This is a genomic window from Thermosynechococcus sp. TG215, from assembly GCF_031583455.1.
Classification (GTDB): Bacteria; Cyanobacteriota; Cyanobacteriia; order Thermosynechococcales; family Thermosynechococcaceae; genus Thermosynechococcus.
Window position 1 is genome coordinate 1,354,345 of record NZ_CP134178.1, and the last position, 16,634, is coordinate 1,370,978.

Genomic DNA, 16,634 nt, shown 5'->3' on the forward strand with positions numbered 1-16,634 from the left:
AAGATCGCTATTCTAAAAGTAATACATTTCGGGAATGGGCAGAATGACCTCTACGCTTTCAGCCACCGCAGCTTTTCCCACCGCAGATTGGACTTGGCGTGGCCATCACATTCGCTACAGCGTCAATGGCAGTGGTGCCCCAGTGGTGTTGGTTCATGGTTTTGGTGCCTCTATTGGTCACTGGCGCAAAAATATCCCTGCCCTCACCGCCGCAGGTTACCGTGTTTATGCCCTTGATTTACTGGGTTTTGGTGCTTCGGCAAAGCCGGATTTAACCTACAGTTTGGATCTGTGGACCGAGCTACTGGCGGACTTTTGGCAAGCCCACATTGGGGAACCCGTGGTTTGGGTAGGGAATTCCATTGGTGGTCTGCTGTGTCTGATGATGGCGGCTCGCTATGGCCACACCTGCCGTGCGGTGAGTGTTCTCAACTGTGCCGGGGGACTCAACCACCGTCCCAATGAACTGAATTGGATGCAAAGCCTCTTTACGGCCATCTTTCGCACCTTGGTTGCCTCTCCCGGCATTGGTCATTTGATCTTTAACCAGATTCGGCAGCCGGAGCGCATCCGCAAAACCCTGACCCAAGTCTATGCCAATCCCGACGCCATTACCGATGAATTGGTGGAACTACTGCATCGACCCGCCATGGATGCCGGCGCCAAGGAAGTGTTTGCCCGTGTGATTTCAGCACCGCCGGGACCGAAAATTGTGGATTTGCTGCCAGAAATTCAAGTGCCGATTCTGGTGCTCTGGGGTGAGGTGGATCCTTGGACGCCGGTGTCGGGGACTCAGCACTTTGCAGCCCATCAAGATCGCTTGCCGATTCGCATTGAGCGACTGCCCAATACTGGCCACTGCCCCCATGACGATCGCCCGGAGCTGGTGAACCCGATCCTCATTGAGTGGTTGCAACAGTTGGGACACGCCTAACTCAAGAGGCAAGCAAGGGCATCGAGGCTTTCTGGCAACTGGGGCAAGAGAATGCGATCGCCGACCATGGCAGCACACAGCAGCATCATATAGAGAATCGAGAACTTAAAGAGGCTGCGTGCCTGTTCTTTGTCCTCTGGGGCTTGGGTCAACTGCCACGCGCGGTAAATAAACCAACTACCAAGGGCGATCGCCACCACACCATAGCCCCAGCCCACGACACCACAGGGGTAGATTAACAGCAGACTGGTGGGCACCAGTGCCAAGGTGTAGAGAAAAATCTGCCGTGCCGTGACGCGATCGCCGTTAACCACCGGCAGCATCGGCACCCGCACACGGGCATAGTCCTCTTGAATCAGCATCGCCAACGGCCAAAAATGGGGCGGCGTCCAGATAAAGATAATGGCAAACAGCACCCAAGCTGCCCAACTCAGTTCTCCCGTCACCGCTGCCCAACCCACCAAGGGGGGAATCGCCCCAGCCGCACCGCCAATCACGATATTTTGCGGCGAAGACCGCTTCAGCCAGTGGGTATAGACTCCCACATACACCGCAATTCCGGCCATAGCAAGGCAGGCACTCAGGAGATTGGCAAAGACCGCCAAGAGGCTAAAGGCCGTTGTTGCCAAGAGCACTGCTAGAAACACCGCTTCCCAAGGAGCCACCCGACCCGCTGGCAAAGGGCGATGGCGCGTCCGCTCCATAATGGCATCAATATCGCGGTCATAGAGACAGTTGATCGTATTCGCTGCCGCCGCTGCACAGGCACCACTGACAAGGGTTATCAGGAGCAATTGGGGAGCCACCCGACCTTGGCTTGCTACTTCCATTGCTGCTGCAGTTGTAATCAAAAAGAGCAGAATTAAGCGCGGTTTGGTGAGTTGGACATAGTCCACTAATTTTGTCGAGAGATCCCCCGTTGAGGAGGAAAGTCTGGCTAGGAATGTCATGCGAGCCTCAAGATCGTTCAAAATTCATGCTTCAGGGAACCAGCTTGGCGATCGCGCCATGCCAATGTGGAAATGGCAACCAACACCCCCAAAAGGGTGGCGCCAACCATTTGATGGGCAACGGTGAGTGCCGGCACCTGTAGCTTTAGTTGTAGGGTGCTCCAGCCCAAGGCCACTTGCAGAGCCACCACCGGCAGAAGCGAGAAACTCAGTTGCCGCAAGAGGGGAGCCAAAGCTGGGCTACGCCACGCCACCATCACCACCCCTAAAACGCTCAGGGTGGCTGGGACAACACCGATCAGATGGCTATTGAGGACTACACACAGGCGATCGCCATAGAGGCACTGATGCACTGCCCACTGCGAAGACACCAAGCCCCCTAACAAACTTTGGCCATAGACACATAGCGCGGCAATCACTGCGGCAATCCGCAACCAACGGGCGCTCCCCGTACCCCGAAAGGGAGCTAAACCAACGGTGATGGCTGCCAAAAGGCAAAAGAAGAGCAGTCCTGTGCCCAGGTGAGCGGTAACAATTTCAAAGCGCAGCAACTCAGTCACCGTCAGGCCACCGAGAATCCCCTGCACAATCACAAGGCACAGTGCCGCCGCAGCAGCAGAGGGCACCCAAGGGGGCAGAGCTTGCCGCCAAGCCACACTCAATCCTACAAAGGCGATCGCCATCAGCCCTAAACTGGTGGCCAGCAGGCGGTGAAACCACTCTAGGAAGATCTGCAAATCCATTTGCGGTACTAGGGTGCCAAAGCACAACGGCCAATCGGGACAGGCTAAACCGGCATCCATCACCCGTGTGGCACTGCCCACCGCCATCAAAAAGAGGGTAAAGACCGTCATCAGCAGCACGAGGCGAAAAATCCACTGGCGACGGACACTGGGATCACTGCCTAGGGTCAAGGGTGAGACATGAAAGGGCCCCAGCACGGATTTTTCCTCGACAGCAACAACTTCTTCATGGTAAAGAAGCTAAGGGGGGGATCAGGGCTGGCGTGAAAATCTATAGCTTTTCTTTAAGTTTTCGCTAGAGTATAAATTTTTCTTGCATTTGATTGCCGAGTTTGAAGGTCTAAAACGATGGCTCTCCGGCACTGGGTTGACGCTGCAAAAAGTGGAGAAAATCCAACAGTTCTTCATCGCTCAGTTGCTGGCGCGATCGCTTGCCATAGCGTTGCAGCAAACAAGCCCGCCCTTGGGCTTCTGTCCATCCCAAGCGTTTCATTTCCACGGTAGTTTGGGCAATTTCATCCGCTAAATCCACGGGTTCGCGCTTAGGGGGGGGCTTCTCGCTAGCCGGTTTGACCGCTGGCTTACTGCGGCGGGAATTGGCAGGAGTGGTGGGTTCCAAGAGCAGATCAGTATTGCTGGCCTCTGACCAAGGAGCTGCCTCGAGGACTGCGGGGGTGCGGGGAATCAGTTCCGCCTCCGTTTGCACAGGGAGGTGAATACCGAGAAGTTGCAGGGCACGCTGGCGAGCACTATCTTCCGCCTGTTCTAGGGTGGGGGCAGCAGCCATCCCCGTGGCTAGAATCGTGTCGCCCACAAGGAGGGTGGTTTTGACAATAAAGAGGCCGTCATGGATTTGCAATAAATCACTGACAATGCTGCCGGTGGGATAGCGGCGGTGGAATTCGCTCATGGGGTTGCCGCAATAAAACGACGCATCGAGTTGATCTTATCCTATCCTTGCTGAAGGGCTGGCCTAGAGGAGATTCAGTACTGCCTTGTGAACCGCAGCCGATTGCAGGTAGGGTTGATAGTCGGGCACGGGGGCTGTGAAGGTGTGTTGCCATTGGTGGATCAAGGCAGTGGGGTCAGGGGGCAATGCTGCTAGTTCAACCCCCGCCATACCCGTATCGGCCATGAGGTAACTCACCTTGGGATCATAACTGAGGGCAAAACAGCGACAACCCACACTAGCCGCCATGATCAGGGCATGGAGGCGCATGGCGATCGCCCCCGCCGTTGTCGCCAACAGTCCCTTCATCTCGCGGGGATCCTCACAGGACACGAGTTGCGTCTGCTCAGGGACTAATGCCCCATAGAGATCCTCAGCCAAGGGCAAATCCTGTTGGGGCTGAAAGGGCAACAGCAAAAGCGGTACCCCCGTCTCTGCCTGCCACTGCCGCAAGGCCATTTTCAGAAGCTGCCAGCGATCGCCCGTGAGGTGTCGATGGGGACGTAAACACACAGCAATGGGCGCCTTGTCCTTGGGAGGTAGCACAGGACGGGCTGACATCAGCCACACGGGATCGGCACCCTGTTGATGGGGAATGCCCCACTGCCGCAAGAGAGCCGCTGACCCAGAATCGCGCACCGTGACTGCAAGACAACGCCGCAGAAGGGCCCGTGTCCACCAACGATAGAAAGGCGATCGCAGAGGGCCAATCCCCTGTGCCCAAGCAATAGTGCGACAGCCAAAGCGCTGTGCAAGGGTCATCAAACCAAGGTAATAGAGGGGGCTGCGCCAACTGGTGACATCCTGAATGAGGCTCCCACCACCCCAAATGAAGGCTTGGCTCTGTTGTAGGGTGCGCAGCACCTTTGGCCACTGGCGGCGATCGCAGGTAGCAACGCCATAGCGGGCTGCTGTGGCTGTAGGATTGCCGCTGAGGACAACCGGTGAAACGTGGGGCGGCAACTGTTCGAGGAGCGTTGCCAAGAGGGCTTCATCCCCGGCATTGCCATAGCCGTAGTAGCCACAGAGAAAGACTTGACTCATGCGACAGGCTCCACTAGCGGCACTGCCTGAAGAATGTCTTGAAGAACGTTGATCAAGGCGGAGGTGGGTTGAATGGCTGGCACCAAGGAAACAGCGTGGTGGGGATACCTGACTTGCAATGTCGCCAGTTGGCTGTGAACCTGATCAACGGTTTTACCGCCAAAGAGAAAGTAGCCATAAATTTTGCTACTGGTATACCCCTGAGCCATCCGCGTCTCAAGGGCATGGTCTAAACTTCCCACTTCGGTCAGCAGCGCTGGACGCACACCACAGGTCTGACACAGTTCCTCAAACCAAGGGTGAACTTCAGGCCGACGACTGCCGTGGCCAAGGAGAATATCGGCGGCTGCATCGGCGATCGCCTGCCGTAACCACGCTTGAAACAGGGGTTGCCCCCCTAAGAAGGTCAATAGTTCTAAAGGTAAAGGCGAGTCAGTACTCGCGATCGCCTGTGGCAGATCCACCACCACATGGTTGCCCGGTAGTAAAAACAGGGGTAGGATGACTACCCGCTGAGCGCCTTGACGTTGCGCTTGGCCACTGAATTCCTGAATCTTGTTAGGTAGTGGTTCTTCCTCAAGGGTGCCCCAGCCCACCATTCCTAGGCGGGTGAGTTGCTGACACAAAAAGGCCATTGCCGCCTGTGGCTCAGGGGCAGGACTGCCGTGGCTAATGAGAAAATAGGCCATCATGATGGGGCAGAAAGGCGCGATCGCCAAGTTTCGCTCAACAGTTCCTGTTGCGGTACCAAGACCTGTTCCCCAGAGGCCAGCCACTTCAGCTGTACTGTGCCATCGGCCGCTTCGCTCTCGCCAATCACCAAACAAACGGTGGCACCGACGCGATCGGCGCGTTTCACCTGTTTACCAAAGGCACTGCCGCTGAGATCCATTTCTACGGTATAGCCTTGATGCCGCAATTGCTGTGCCAAAATCAGGCCTTGGCGTTCGGCAGCTTTGCCACGGGTCACCATATAAAGGTAGGGTTGATCACGCGGCGGCAACGGGCGATCGCGCAGGAGTAAAATCAACCGTTCCAGTCCCATCGCCCAACCAATGGCGGGGGTGGCAGGTCCCCCTAATTCCTCGACAAGGTGATCGTAGCGCCCCCCTCCACAGACGGTTCCCTCGTTGCCCAAACGCAAATCCTGAAATTCAAAGGCGGTATGGGTATAGTAGTCGAGGCCGCGCACAAGGGCAGGATTTATCTGGTAGCGGATACCCAGATCCTGCAAGAGGGATTGCACCTGCTCAAAATGGTCGCGCGATCGCGGACTGAGATAGTCCAACAGCCGCGGCGCTTCCTTCACAATCGCTTGGGTGTGAGGGTCTTTGCTATCGAGAATGCGCAGGGGGTTGCGGTGCAGACGCTCTTGGGAATCGGGGTCTAACTCTGCTTTGTAGGGGGTGAGGTAATCCACCAAGGCCTGGCGATAGGCACTGCGATCCTCGCGATCGCCCACGGAGTTGAGCATCAGGGTTAACTCCTTCAGTCCCAAGGCCTGCAAAATATCTAAAGCCACAGCAATGACTTCGGCATCGGCACGGGGATCGGCACTGCCTAAAACTTCCACCCCCAACTGGTGAAACTGGCGATAGCGACCGGACTGTGGCCGCTCGTAGCGAAACATGGGCCCTAGGTACCACAGGCGTTGGACGCCCCCTTGGCTGTGCAAACCATGTTCAATATAGGCGCGCACCACCCCCGCCGTGCCCTCTGGCCGCAGCGTCAGCGACCGTTGAGCGCGATCGCTAAAGGTGTACATTTCCTTACTGACAATATCGGTGGCTTCGCCAATGCCCCGCTCAAACAGAGGGGTTTGCTCAAAAATGGGAGTGCAAATTTCGCGGTAGGCAGCGCGATCTAAAATCTGGCGAGCAATGGTTTCTAAATACTGCCAATAGACCCGCTCAGCGGGCAAAATATCGCGAGTTCCCCGTGGTGCTTGCAAACCCATGTGTGGTCAATGCGCAAATGAAACAGACGTATTATACCTGCCTAGCTTCCTAGTAACTTCTCCACCCGCTCTAGAACCTCGCGAATGTGCTTTAATTCCCCGAGAATTTCCTTGAGGAGATCATCTGTCGGATTGGGGGGCGTGGTTTTTAATTCCACTTGGAGGGTGGTAATGCCCATCACGTCACGGGCAAAACGAGCCACTTCATTGGGGTGAAACAGCAGCGGTTCACGACGGCTTTTGCGATGCTCTGGATTGAGGCGTTGGGGATCAAAGGGGGGATTCATGGTTTCATGATTGGTGTTGACATAACGATAAATAGACGCACGGGAGCGGCGGAGAGTTTGCTGCACTTGATCAATGGTCATTAACTCATCCCCGCCCGCAGGATAGGAAGAACGCTGCATTGAGAACGGCCAAACGGTAATGTTGCTATCAAACTTATTTTACTGTAAGGATATGGACATCAAATGGTTAGGTTTTCATGCTAATTCCTTTGGCGTTAGGCGGAAAGGGGCGTTGTTGCTGTGCCAATAGGCCACTGGCAAATGACAGTGCCATTGCCGAGCGATCGCCCCCCGCTAAATCCGCAAGGGCTTGGACACGTGCCTCACTGGTTAAGTATTGCACACGAATTACCGTTGTGGCGGTACTGGGATCAATGTCCTTTTGCACCAAATAGTGATGATCAGCCGCTGCCGCAATCAAGGATTGATGGGTAACGCACAACACCTGATGGGTTTGCCCCAATCGGCTTAAACTCTCGGCGATCGCCCCCGCGACGCGGCCAGAGACCCCGACATCAATTTCATCAAAAATTAGCGTTTTCGGTGTTTGCTGTGTCGTCAAGCAGGTCTCCAACGCCAGTAAAAATCGGCTCATTTCACCGCCAGAGGCCACCTCCCCAAGGGGTTGCAGGGGTTGACCGGGGTTGGCGCTCCAGAGAAAGGTAATCTCATCACTGCCGCTACTACTGGCTTCTGTGGTCGTCAACTGCACAGTAAAACGGGCTTGGGGAAGTCCAAGGGGGCAAAGGTGGGTAAGGAGGTCTTGTTCGAGGCGTTCTGCCGCCCTTAGTCGTAATTCGTGAAGTTCAGCACTGGCTTGTTCAAGGGCCTGCCGCAGTTGGGCAACTTCTGCCGCTAGGCGCTCTTGGCTGATGGATTGTTGACTCAGGGCTGCTAATTCTGCTTGGATGCGATCGCGATAGGCAATAACACTGGCCAAATCAGGGCCATACTTGCGACACAAGCGTTGTAATTGGTGAATGCGCTGACCTAGGGCATCGAGCGTAGCTGGATCCGCATCGAGGCGATCAGCATAACTGCGCAGTTGGCGGGCGGCTTCTTCGGTGTGGGCGATCGCCCCCTCTAACAATTCGCTCATCGGCTGAAGCGCTGGATCCCAGTCGGCAATGGATTGCAGTGCCCCTTGGGCTTGCGCCAGCAACGTCACCACACTGGGTTCCCCTTCGTAGAGGAGGTGATAGGCCTGTTGGCTTTGGCTTTGCAGTTCCTGCACATGGCTGAGGCGTTGGTAATCCTGTTGCAATTGGGTCAGTTCTTCAGGGTCGTCTAGGGCAGCCGGCAGCAGTTCTTGCAGTTGAAAGTGCAGTAAGTCGAGTCGCTGGAGCCGTTGCTGTTCCTGAGCGGCAAAATTCTGCAATTCCCGTTGCCGTTGTTGCCATACTCGGTAGGCGTCTGCCACCCGCTGCCGCTGGCTCATTAAGGCCTCGCCCCCATAGCGATCGAGCCAATCCCGCTGTTGAGAAGCGCTGGCCAGTTGCACTGCCTGTCCTTGAGCTGTCAGGCGCACAAGGTGCCGCCGCAATTCCTGAAGTTGCTGGCGATTCACTAGCACACCATTGACCCGGCTGCGACTGCGAAAGGTTTCCCCCTTGAGACTAAACTCGCGGCTACAGATCACCTCATCCCCTTCAGCATCAATTTCTAGGGTGGCCAGCCAGTCTCTCACTGGGGGGGTCAGGGTGAAAATAGCTTCGATACAGCCCTGCTCTGTCCCCGATCGCAATTGCCGCGCCGAGAGCTTCCCCCCAAGGAGAGCATCAATGGCATCGAGGAGAATCGACTTGCCTGCCCCCGTTTCCCCCGTGAGGACATTCAACCCCCGCTGAAAGGTCACCTCTAGCTCCGCAACGAGGGCAAAGTTCTGAATCCGCAGCGTTTGTAGCATTGTGGCTCCACTAGAGCAACGGTTCTAGGGCCATCCTTGAGCAAAGGGCGGTGACCCACTTTTGGGATCGTGCGACTTGATTTTGTACCGCTGATTAGCCTACATAGTATGAAGGTAACATTTTGCAACAATGTGAGGAGCGACCGCGCGGATGATCACGGAGGCAGCGATCCCGGCCACGGTTCCCAAGGAATTTTTAGGTCCACCAGTGGGCTTTAATCCCACTTTAGTGATGTTTTTTGCCGCATTTGCGATCGCCATTCTATCCACTTGGGGCTACTTTCAGGGTCACTGGCCGGGCTGGGTCTCATTTGTGGCCAATATGCTGGCCTTGCACCTCATGGGCACAGTAATCCACGATGCCTCCCACAATGTTGCCCACAGTAACCGCATCATGAATGCAATTATGGGTCATGGCAGTGCCCTGATGTTGGGCTTTGTTTTCCCTGTCTTTACGCGGGTGCACATGCAGCACCATGCCCATGTCAATGATCCCGAAAACGATCCCGACCATTATGTTTCCAAAGGGGGTCCCCTGTGGCTAATCGCGCCCCGCTTTTTCTACCACGAGGTTTTCTTTTTTAAGCGGCAGCTTTGGCGGAAGTACGAACTCCTAGAGTGGTTTCTTAGTCGCTTGACGCTGGTGGGCATTGTCACCTTTGCGGCGCTTAATGGCTATTTAGACTACGTGCTCAACTATTGGTTTTTGCCCGCTGGGGTGGTGGGTCTGATGTTGGGGCTATTTTTTGACTATTTTCCCCATCGTCCCCATACCGAGCGCGATCGCTGGCACAATGCGCGGGTCTATCCCAGTCGCCTCCTGAACATTCTCATTTTTGGCCAAAACTATCACCTCATCCATCACCTCTGGCCGAATATTCCTTGGTACAAAGTGCAGCCGGCCTACTACGCCGTTAAACCGCTTCTCGATGCCCACGGCTGCAAACAAACCCTTGGTATATTGGAACCAGGGAATTTCTTGCCCTTTCTCTATGATGCTTTGGTGGGTTTGCATTTCCATCGCCCTCGTTCTTCCTGAGGTGAATCTCCGATATGCTGGCTGACGCTGCGGGCGATCGCCCCCCTGTGGTGGCGGTTGAGAACTTACAAAAGTCCTACCGTAGCGGATTTTGGCTGCGGGCGGTGCTCACGCCCCTCAAGTCTGTCTCGCTGCAAGTGCACCAAGGGGAAACCTTTGGCCTGCTGGGACCCAATGGTGCCGGTAAAACCACCCTGCTGAAGATTCTCTTGGGGCTAGTGCAACCCAGTGCAGGGCAGGGTACGCTGCTGGGACATCCCTTGGGCGATCGCGCTGTGCGACAGCGGATTGGTTACCTGCCGGAAAATCCCTACTTTTACGACTATTTAACCGCTTGGGAGTTTCTAGAGTTTACGGCGGGACTCTTTGGCCTCAGTGCTGCCACCCGCAAGGAACGCATTCCTCTGCTGTTGGAAATGGTGGGCCTCAACCTCAAGGACGCCCGCAAAAAGCAAATGCGCCGCTACTCGAAGGGGATGGTGCAGCGGGTAGGATTGGCGCAAGCCCTGATTAACGATCCCGAAGTGGTCTTTTTGGACGAACCCATGTCGGGTCTCGACCCCCTTGGCCGCTACCAAATTCGCGAGATCATTCTTTCTTTAAAACAGCAGGGCAAGACGATCTTCTTTAATAGCCATGTGCTGGCGGATGTCGAGGCCATTTGCGATCGCATTGGTATTTTGGCGCAAGGGCAATTGATTTGCGCAGGCGGTGTGGATGAACTCCTTGGCAGTAGCGAAGCTTATCACGTGGTGGGCAAAGGCGGTCATGTGGACGGCCTTCAGGAATGGCTCTATTCCTTAGAAATTCAGGGCGATCGCTGGCAAGGCGTGATCAAAATTCCCCTCCAACGCTTCCTCACCCTCGTGGAAGAGATGGGCGGCAACATCCTCCAACTGCGCCTTGCGCGCCCCACCCTCGAAGAGTTTTTTGTCGAACAACTGCGTCAACAGGGGATTCAAGTGACCCATTAGGGAGCTTGGGATAGCGACAATCCGTCTGAAGCTCTAGTGATCTAAGGGTTGATTCATGCTGAACTGGCGCCGTTTTCTCTGGTTGAGTTGCCTAGCTGCTCTTTTGGTGGTTGCCTGTGGTACCTCTGCCTCTTCTGTGGCCACTGATGCCCTCAGCCAGCAAATTGATCAATTGCGACAGGCGCCCCTCACCGTCGTTGTTGAGAATGGCCAAGGCCGTCCGATTCCCCATGCCCGCATCCAACTGCTGCAGCAAAGCCATGCCTTTCCCTTTGGCATTGCCCTTGACACCGAGATGTTTCGCCCCTCCCCACCCGCGGCTGCGCCTTGGTACAAACAAACGGCTCAGGCAAACTTCAATGCGGCGGTTCATGAAAATGCCCTCAAGTGGTATCAATTGGAGCCAGAGCAGGGCAAGCTGGACTTTACCATGGCTGACACCATTTTCAGCTGGGTGCAGGCCCAAGGCTGGCCAATGCGGGGGCATACCCTTTTTTGGGAAGTAGAGCAGTTTAATCCCCCATGGCTGAAAACACTGCCACCAGAGCAATTGCGCGCAGCGGTGAAAAACCATGCCATTGCCGTGTGTCGCCACTATCGCGGTCGGATCAACGAATTTGATGTCAACAATGAGATGCTCCATGGCAATTTTTTCCGCAGTCGCTTGGGTGAGGGCATTGTCAAAGAGATGTTTGCATGGTGCCGTGAGGGCAATCCCGATGCGATTCTCTATGTCAACGACTACGGCATCATTGAGGGCGATCGCCTGAATGACTATGTTGAGCAGATTCGTCGTCTCTTGGCGCAAGGGGTTCCCCTTGGCGGGATCGGTATTCAAGCCCATCTGGAATATCCCTTGGATGAGGCCAAAATGCAGCGTGCCCTCGATACCCTCGCCCAGTTCAATCTGCCCTTGAAAATTACGGAAGTGAGTGTGAGTTTGGCGGACGAACAACAGCAGGCCCAGACCCTGCGCCAAATTTACCGCATTGGTTTTGCCCACCCCGCAGTCAAGGAAATTTTGCTTTGGGGCTTTTGGGCGGGGAACCATTGGCGTCCCCAAGCCGGACTCTATCGCCAAGACTTTTCCGCCAAGCCAGCGGCGATCGCCTACCGCAAACTCCTTTTTGAGGACTGGTGGACAAGGGTGACGGGTCAAACCAATGCCCAAGGCCAATGGCAAGGACGCGGCTATCTTGGTCGCTATCGCTTAACAGTGACAGCCCAAGGCCAAACCCGCACACAGGAGTTGACACTGCCTCAAGGGGGGAAAACCGTCACCGTTCGGCTATGAGCCTAGCCCCGCATCGCCGCCATCAAGAGGGACAGCCAACCCAAGGGATTGCCGCCAGCGTAAATGTCCATGACCGCCTGCGCCAGTTGGGGTAGGCTGCGATGGCCATAGAACCAAGGGGGCGTGACCGGTAACTGGAAGGGAACACGAACCACGGCTTTTTCGGGATAGTCAAACAGGAAGCTATTGTGAACCACGCCCACCCCAGAACCAATGGCCGCTGGTGTATGTCCAGGAAAGGCTCCCCAAGGGGTACAGCCCAACCCATAGGCCAAGGAAACCCATGCATTGATGGCAATAGAACCATAGCGCAATTGGGCGATCGCCTGTTCCAGCACGTCTGCATAGCTGGCCTCAGTACGCGGATCAACGATTAGACTACAGCCGAGGGTACCCCAGAGCCGCTCATTGACAAAGGGCACGGCAGTGGTGAGGTAGGCGGCGGCATCGCTAACGGGCAATTGCACCTCTGCCAACAGACCACAGAAGACCTCCTCTTGGAAAATGCGGGGATTGGCCGTGGGGGTGAGGCCTTCAATCAGGGTCCAGGGAATCGTGCCTTCGACAGCGGGACTCAGCACTGTGGCTTGGGGATAATCCGCCAGAAACGACTCATAGCGGGCGATCGCCCCCGGATAATAGGCAGGGCGAGGGGGAATCGCTTGCAGTTGTGCCTTCAGGGTGTTGAGGAATGCCTCTCGCTGGGACCATCCCGCAGCCGTGACGAGGATTTGCGCCCCAATGCAGTTAAAGCTGGCGTTATGGACAAGGGCACCGGCCACTTGGCGGGCTTGGTAGGTCAGTTCTGCTGCTGTCCATTCGCCGGGAACGATCAACAGGGGAGTGACATTTCCCAATTCTGCTGTCACGGGTTTGGTTAGCTTCCGTTGTTGGCGGGCTTTGCGGATGGCCTGTTCTGCAGCGGTTTCCCCCCAAACTAGACGATTGTAGGTGTGGTGGGACCCAGTAATATGAATGTGCTGCGTCAATGGATGATGGCAGAGGGCTTCCCCTAGGGCGGCATCTCCTTCCACAATCTCAAGGAAACCCGCCTCAATTAAGGGCGCACAAATCTTGCGAAAACACTCCGTCAAAGGCGCCAAGAGGGGATTCATCTTCAGTAGTGCCACTCGATTGGCCGCCACCAGTTGATAGAGGGCATCCGCCAAGCACAATGATGTGATATTGCCCGCCCCCAGCACCACAGCGACCCCCGGCGGCGGTGGGTTACGGTAAGCACTGCCCTGACTTGGGGGTTGATCGGGTTGGAGCCAAACTTCGGCTTTCACCCCAAACCAAAGTAAACGCTCTTGCCAATTGCGCGGCAGAATGTCAGCGATCGCCTGACCACTGGGGGCAGTTCGACAGCGCGGCACTGGAGGAGTTGCCTCGTGACGCAGGGCATGGAGATAGTGATCGAGCTTGAGAATTAAGCCCAAAGGGCCTGTTGTCCATTCTTCCCCTGCCCAAACCCCCTGGGGGTCAATACCTTTGATTTGACAGGCCAAGGTCACCCATTCTGGAGCATGGCGACGGGCAAGGGTCTTCATGGCTTGAAGATAGCCCATGCGCTCTCGCGGTGCGAGGCATTGCCAGCGGCTGGCCTGCTGATGGAGGCGTTCCAGTTCGGGAATGGTGGTTGTTGAGAGTGTCATAAAAGGTGGTTGATTTTCTCCTGTGGGCATGGTTTGACAGCGGTGCCGGTGTACTGTTGTCGTCAATACTCCTCTGCCAAGAAACTCAATCGCGATCGCCAGCCTGCTGCGCTACATTAAAAAATTATGAACGATGCAAGGGAGGTAAGGCGTGATTCGTCCCGACAGCGAAGTCATTTTAGAGGTGCGTGATCTCACGGCCAGTGTGGAGGACACCCCCATTCTCAAAGGCCTGAACTTGACGATTCGCGCTGGGGAAATTCACGCCATCATGGGTCCCAATGGCTCCGGCAAAAGCACCTTCTCCAAAATTCTCGCGGGTCATCCCGACTACACCGTAACTGGTGGCGAAGTGCTCTACAAAGGCAAAAATCTCTTGGACTTGCCCCCAGAGGAACGTGCTCGCGAAGGCGTCTTTTTGGCGTTTCAATACCCCCTTGAAATTCCGGGGGTGAGCAATCTCGACTTTTTGCGGGTGGCCTACAACGCCAAGCGCAAGCATCAAGGTCTCGAGGAACTGGATGCCTTTGACTTTGATGATCTCGTGCGACAGAAAATTGAACTGGTGAAGTTGGATGAAGGCTTCCTCAATCGCGGGGTGAATGAGGGTTTCTCCGGCGGTGAGAAAAAGCGCAACGAAATTCTGCAAATGGCGCTCTTGGAGCCAACCCTTGCCATTCTTGATGAAACCGACTCTGGGCTTGATATTGATGCCCTGCGCATTGTTGCCAATGGGGTCAACCAACTGACTCGTCCCGATAACTGCATTCTCCTGATTACCCACTATCAACGGCTGCTGGACTACATCGTGCCGGATTATGTCCATGTGATGGAGGGGGGTCGGATTATCCTCACAGGGTCGAAGGAACTGGCCCTAGAACTGGAAGCGCGCGGTTATGACTGGGTTCGCGAAGAGGAGGGGGCTGTATCATGACCATTACAGTCAACGCCAATTCCGATCAAGCGGATCTGCCCAAGGCCAGTCGCACGAATGAACTCAATGATCTATTGAACTGCGCACCGCCCCCGCGCCATGCTGGGTTAGAATCCCTGCGGCAAGCGGCCCGCGATCGCCTCCATGAGCAAACCTTGCCCACCCCCCGCGATGAGGATTGGCGCTTTACGGATTTATCGGCTTTACGGACGCGATCCTTCCAAGCCCCCATTGCCCCCCTCAATCCAGAAATTGTTGCCGAAGTGCGGCATCTGCTGTGCGAGCGCAGCTTTCCAACCGTTGCCCAAATTGTTCTGATTGATGGCTATTTTTGCGGAGAACTCTCCCGTGTGAATGCCGCTGGGGTTGAGCTATTGCCCCCTTCCCTGCCAGCGATCGCGCCCCCAGAGGTCTTTAGTGATCTCAATACCGCCATGCTTGCGGATCGGGTTTGTCTGCGTCTATCGGGGACTCTCCCTGAACCTGTGGAGGTGTTCTGTGTCAGTAGTCGGCAGCAGCAGAGCGTTGTTTCACCGCGCCTCTCGGTTGAAGTGGCTGCCCACGGTCAAGCTACCCTAATTGAACGCTTTTTGTCCCTCACGGGCGATCAACAGTTCACCAACAGTGTCACGGAACTCTCCCTAGGAGCCAGTGCCCGCCTGCGCCATGTGCGGATTCAACACCAATCACCAACGGCGATTCACATTGGCTGTACAGCGGTGTGCCAAGCCCAAGACAGTGACTACGAGGGGCACGCCGTTGATTTGGGGGGATGCTTGAGCTGCCACAATTGGCAGGTGCAGATCCAAGGCAGTGGCAGCCAGACAATCCTGAAGGGACTGGCGATCGCCATGGATAGCCAAATTATGGACACCCACTCGGCAGTGTTCTTTAATGCTCCCCATAGCGGCAGTGAACAGATTCACAAGTGCATTCTTGGCGATCGCGCCCACGGTATTTTTAATGGTCGCGTTGTTGTGCCCCAAGTGGCGCAGCTCACGGATGCTAGCCAACTCAATCGCACGCTGCTGCTCTCCGACAAAGCCCGCGTGGATACCAAGCCCCAACTAGAAATTGTGGCTGATAACGTCAAGTGCTCCCACGGTGCCACTGTCAGTCAACTGGCTAGCGAGGATCTGTTCTATCTGCGCAGTCGTGGCCTTGATGAGCACCAAGCGCGCGATTTACTGGTGAAGGCCTTTGCCCTTGAGCAACTGGTGGACATTGAGCCAGACCCCCTGCGGCAGGAAATTGAAGAAGCGCTCTTGGCTAAGCTACACTAACCCCTGTTCTTTGGGCAGCATGAATCTTGGCCAAGAAGAATCAGGTGGCGATCGCGCCCCCAGCGGAGCCGCTGTTGCTGACGCAGTTGGTGGAGTAAGCGGGTTACGGTCACCCGAGTAATGCCTGTGTAGCGGGACAGTTGGGCATGGGTGAGCCGCACAGGGAGGCGAACACCCGCGGGGGTGCTGACCCCAATCATTTGCCCCAAAACCACTAAAACTTCATACAATCGCTGCACAGCAGTGGGATAATGACCGGCCTTCAGTAACAGATCACTGTAGTACTGCCGATACTGTTGCCCCTCGCAAATGAGGCGTGGTAAGTGTGCAGATGCGTGTACCTCAGCGGCCGTAAATGAGAGGAGGCGACTTGGGCTTAGCGCCTGTATTTCATAGCAAAGATCAGGGGAGCCACAAACGGCCATTCCCGCCGTCCCTAACCCAATAAAACAGAGGTTGCCGTCGCTGTCGACGAGGTTGATCTCAATAATCCCTGTTTGAATCAGCCAAACACGCTCCCGCAGCACGAGGGATGCGTTGCGGCCTAGTTCAGAAGCTGGGTAGGCTTTCGCCACAGTTGTGGCTGGATCAATAGGTGTATAGAGGGGGACGGACATCATTCCCATACCCAAAAACGGAATGATTACTATTATCAAAATTCAAAAGAGAGGCAACCCCGCATTCA

Annotated in this window: 16 protein-coding genes; 6 read left to right on the forward strand and 10 right to left on the reverse strand. The window is 55.6% G+C overall.

From position 1 onward, the window contains the following. Nucleotides 1–43: 43 nt before the first annotated feature. Nucleotides 44–934: an alpha/beta fold hydrolase gene (locus tag RHJ02_RS06500; RefSeq protein ID WP_206199465.1), complete on the forward strand. Its 891-nt coding sequence runs from the start codon at nucleotides 44–46 to the stop codon at nucleotides 932–934. Here RHJ02_RS06500 and RHJ02_RS06505 read toward each other — a convergent pair. The 8 genes from RHJ02_RS06505 to recN all read right to left on the reverse strand — a co-directional run bounded on the left by RHJ02_RS06505 (nucleotide 931) and on the right by recN (nucleotide 8,770). Continuing rightward, on the reverse strand, nucleotides 931–1,884 hold the full coding sequence (locus RHJ02_RS06505) for a heme o synthase (RefSeq protein ID WP_302677839.1): 954 nt from the start codon (nucleotides 1,882–1,884) through the stop codon (nucleotides 931–933). The genes RHJ02_RS06500 and RHJ02_RS06505 overlap by 4 nt on opposite strands. Before the next feature lie 17 nt (nucleotides 1,885–1,901). Beyond that, the gene (locus RHJ02_RS06510) at nucleotides 1,902–2,822 is read right to left on the reverse strand and encodes a COX15/CtaA family protein (protein WP_315863716.1); all 921 of its coding nucleotides are present in this window, start codon (nucleotides 2,820–2,822) and stop codon (nucleotides 1,902–1,904) included. Between the two features lie 145 nt (nucleotides 2,823–2,967). Next, entirely contained in the window at nucleotides 2,968–3,537 is a 570-nt protein-coding gene (locus RHJ02_RS06515) for a hypothetical protein (RefSeq protein ID WP_206199467.1), read from the reverse strand. A gap of 63 nt (nucleotides 3,538–3,600) precedes the next feature. After that, the gene (gene csaB / locus RHJ02_RS06520) at nucleotides 3,601–4,620 is read right to left on the reverse strand and encodes a polysaccharide pyruvyl transferase CsaB (protein ID WP_302677841.1); all 1,020 of its coding nucleotides are present in this window, start codon (nucleotides 4,618–4,620) and stop codon (nucleotides 3,601–3,603) included. Beyond that, entirely contained in the window at nucleotides 4,617–5,339 is a 723-nt protein-coding gene (locus tag RHJ02_RS06525; RefSeq protein WP_310822074.1) for a CbiX/SirB N-terminal domain-containing protein, read from the reverse strand. Before RHJ02_RS06525 ends, csaB begins: the two co-directional genes overlap by 4 nt. Next, nucleotides 5,309–6,577 carry a histidine--tRNA ligase gene (gene hisS, locus RHJ02_RS06530; RefSeq protein ID WP_310800045.1) on the reverse strand — a complete coding sequence of 423 codons (1,269 nt, stop codon included), beginning with the start codon at nucleotides 6,575–6,577 and terminating at the stop codon, nucleotides 5,309–5,311. Before hisS ends, RHJ02_RS06525 begins: the two co-directional genes overlap by 31 nt. A 41-nt stretch (nucleotides 6,578–6,618) precedes the next feature. Then, nucleotides 6,619–6,984, reverse strand: coding sequence for a resolvase (locus RHJ02_RS06535; RefSeq protein WP_206199471.1), 366 nt, complete (start codon nucleotides 6,982–6,984; stop codon nucleotides 6,619–6,621). A gap of 67 nt (nucleotides 6,985–7,051) precedes the next feature. Further along, a complete protein-coding gene (gene recN, locus RHJ02_RS06540; RefSeq protein WP_310742786.1) occupies nucleotides 7,052–8,770 on the reverse strand; it encodes a DNA repair protein RecN in 1,719 nt (572 codons plus the stop codon). Nucleotides 8,771–8,924: 154 nt separating this feature from the next. Here recN and crtR point away from each other — a divergent pair, with 154 nt between their 5' ends. From crtR to RHJ02_RS06555, 3 genes are read left to right on the forward strand one after another with little or no spacing between them, the layout of a single operon-like run. Then, the gene (gene crtR, locus RHJ02_RS06545) at nucleotides 8,925–9,809 is read left to right on the forward strand and encodes a beta-carotene hydroxylase (RefSeq protein ID WP_399364977.1); all 885 of its coding nucleotides are present in this window, start codon (nucleotides 8,925–8,927) and stop codon (nucleotides 9,807–9,809) included. Between the two features lie 14 nt (nucleotides 9,810–9,823). Further along, entirely contained in the window at nucleotides 9,824–10,783 is a 960-nt protein-coding gene (locus tag RHJ02_RS06550) for an ABC transporter ATP-binding protein (RefSeq protein WP_286649848.1), read from the forward strand. 55 nt (nucleotides 10,784–10,838) lie between these two features. Beyond that, nucleotides 10,839–12,077, forward strand: coding sequence for an endo-1,4-beta-xylanase (locus RHJ02_RS06555; protein WP_310800046.1), 1,239 nt, complete (start codon nucleotides 10,839–10,841; stop codon nucleotides 12,075–12,077). 2 nt (nucleotides 12,078–12,079) lie between these two features. On the opposite strand, the gene RHJ02_RS06560 is transcribed toward RHJ02_RS06555, so the two are convergent. Then, entirely contained in the window at nucleotides 12,080–13,732 is a 1,653-nt protein-coding gene (locus RHJ02_RS06560; RefSeq protein ID WP_310800047.1) for an aldehyde dehydrogenase family protein, read from the reverse strand. Nucleotides 13,733–13,883: 151 nt separating this feature from the next. On the opposite strand from RHJ02_RS06560, the gene sufC reads away from it, so the two are divergent. Both sufC and sufD read left to right on the forward strand, forming a co-directional pair. Next, entirely contained in the window at nucleotides 13,884–14,666 is a 783-nt protein-coding gene (gene sufC, locus RHJ02_RS06565) for a Fe-S cluster assembly ATPase SufC (protein ID WP_310800048.1), read from the forward strand. Continuing rightward, nucleotides 14,663–15,949 carry a Fe-S cluster assembly protein SufD gene (gene sufD / locus RHJ02_RS06570; RefSeq protein ID WP_310800049.1) on the forward strand — a complete coding sequence of 429 codons (1,287 nt, stop codon included), beginning with the start codon at nucleotides 14,663–14,665 and terminating at the stop codon, nucleotides 15,947–15,949. The genes sufC and sufD overlap by 4 nt, the downstream gene beginning before the upstream one ends. Here sufD and RHJ02_RS06575 read toward each other — a convergent pair. After that, nucleotides 15,946–16,569 (reverse strand): Crp/Fnr family transcriptional regulator, encoded by a 624-nt coding sequence (locus RHJ02_RS06575; RefSeq protein ID WP_310800050.1) that lies wholly within the window; start codon nucleotides 16,567–16,569, stop codon nucleotides 15,946–15,948. The two genes, sufD and RHJ02_RS06575, sit on opposite strands and share 4 nt — an antisense overlap. Nucleotides 16,570–16,634: the final 65 nt, after the last annotated feature.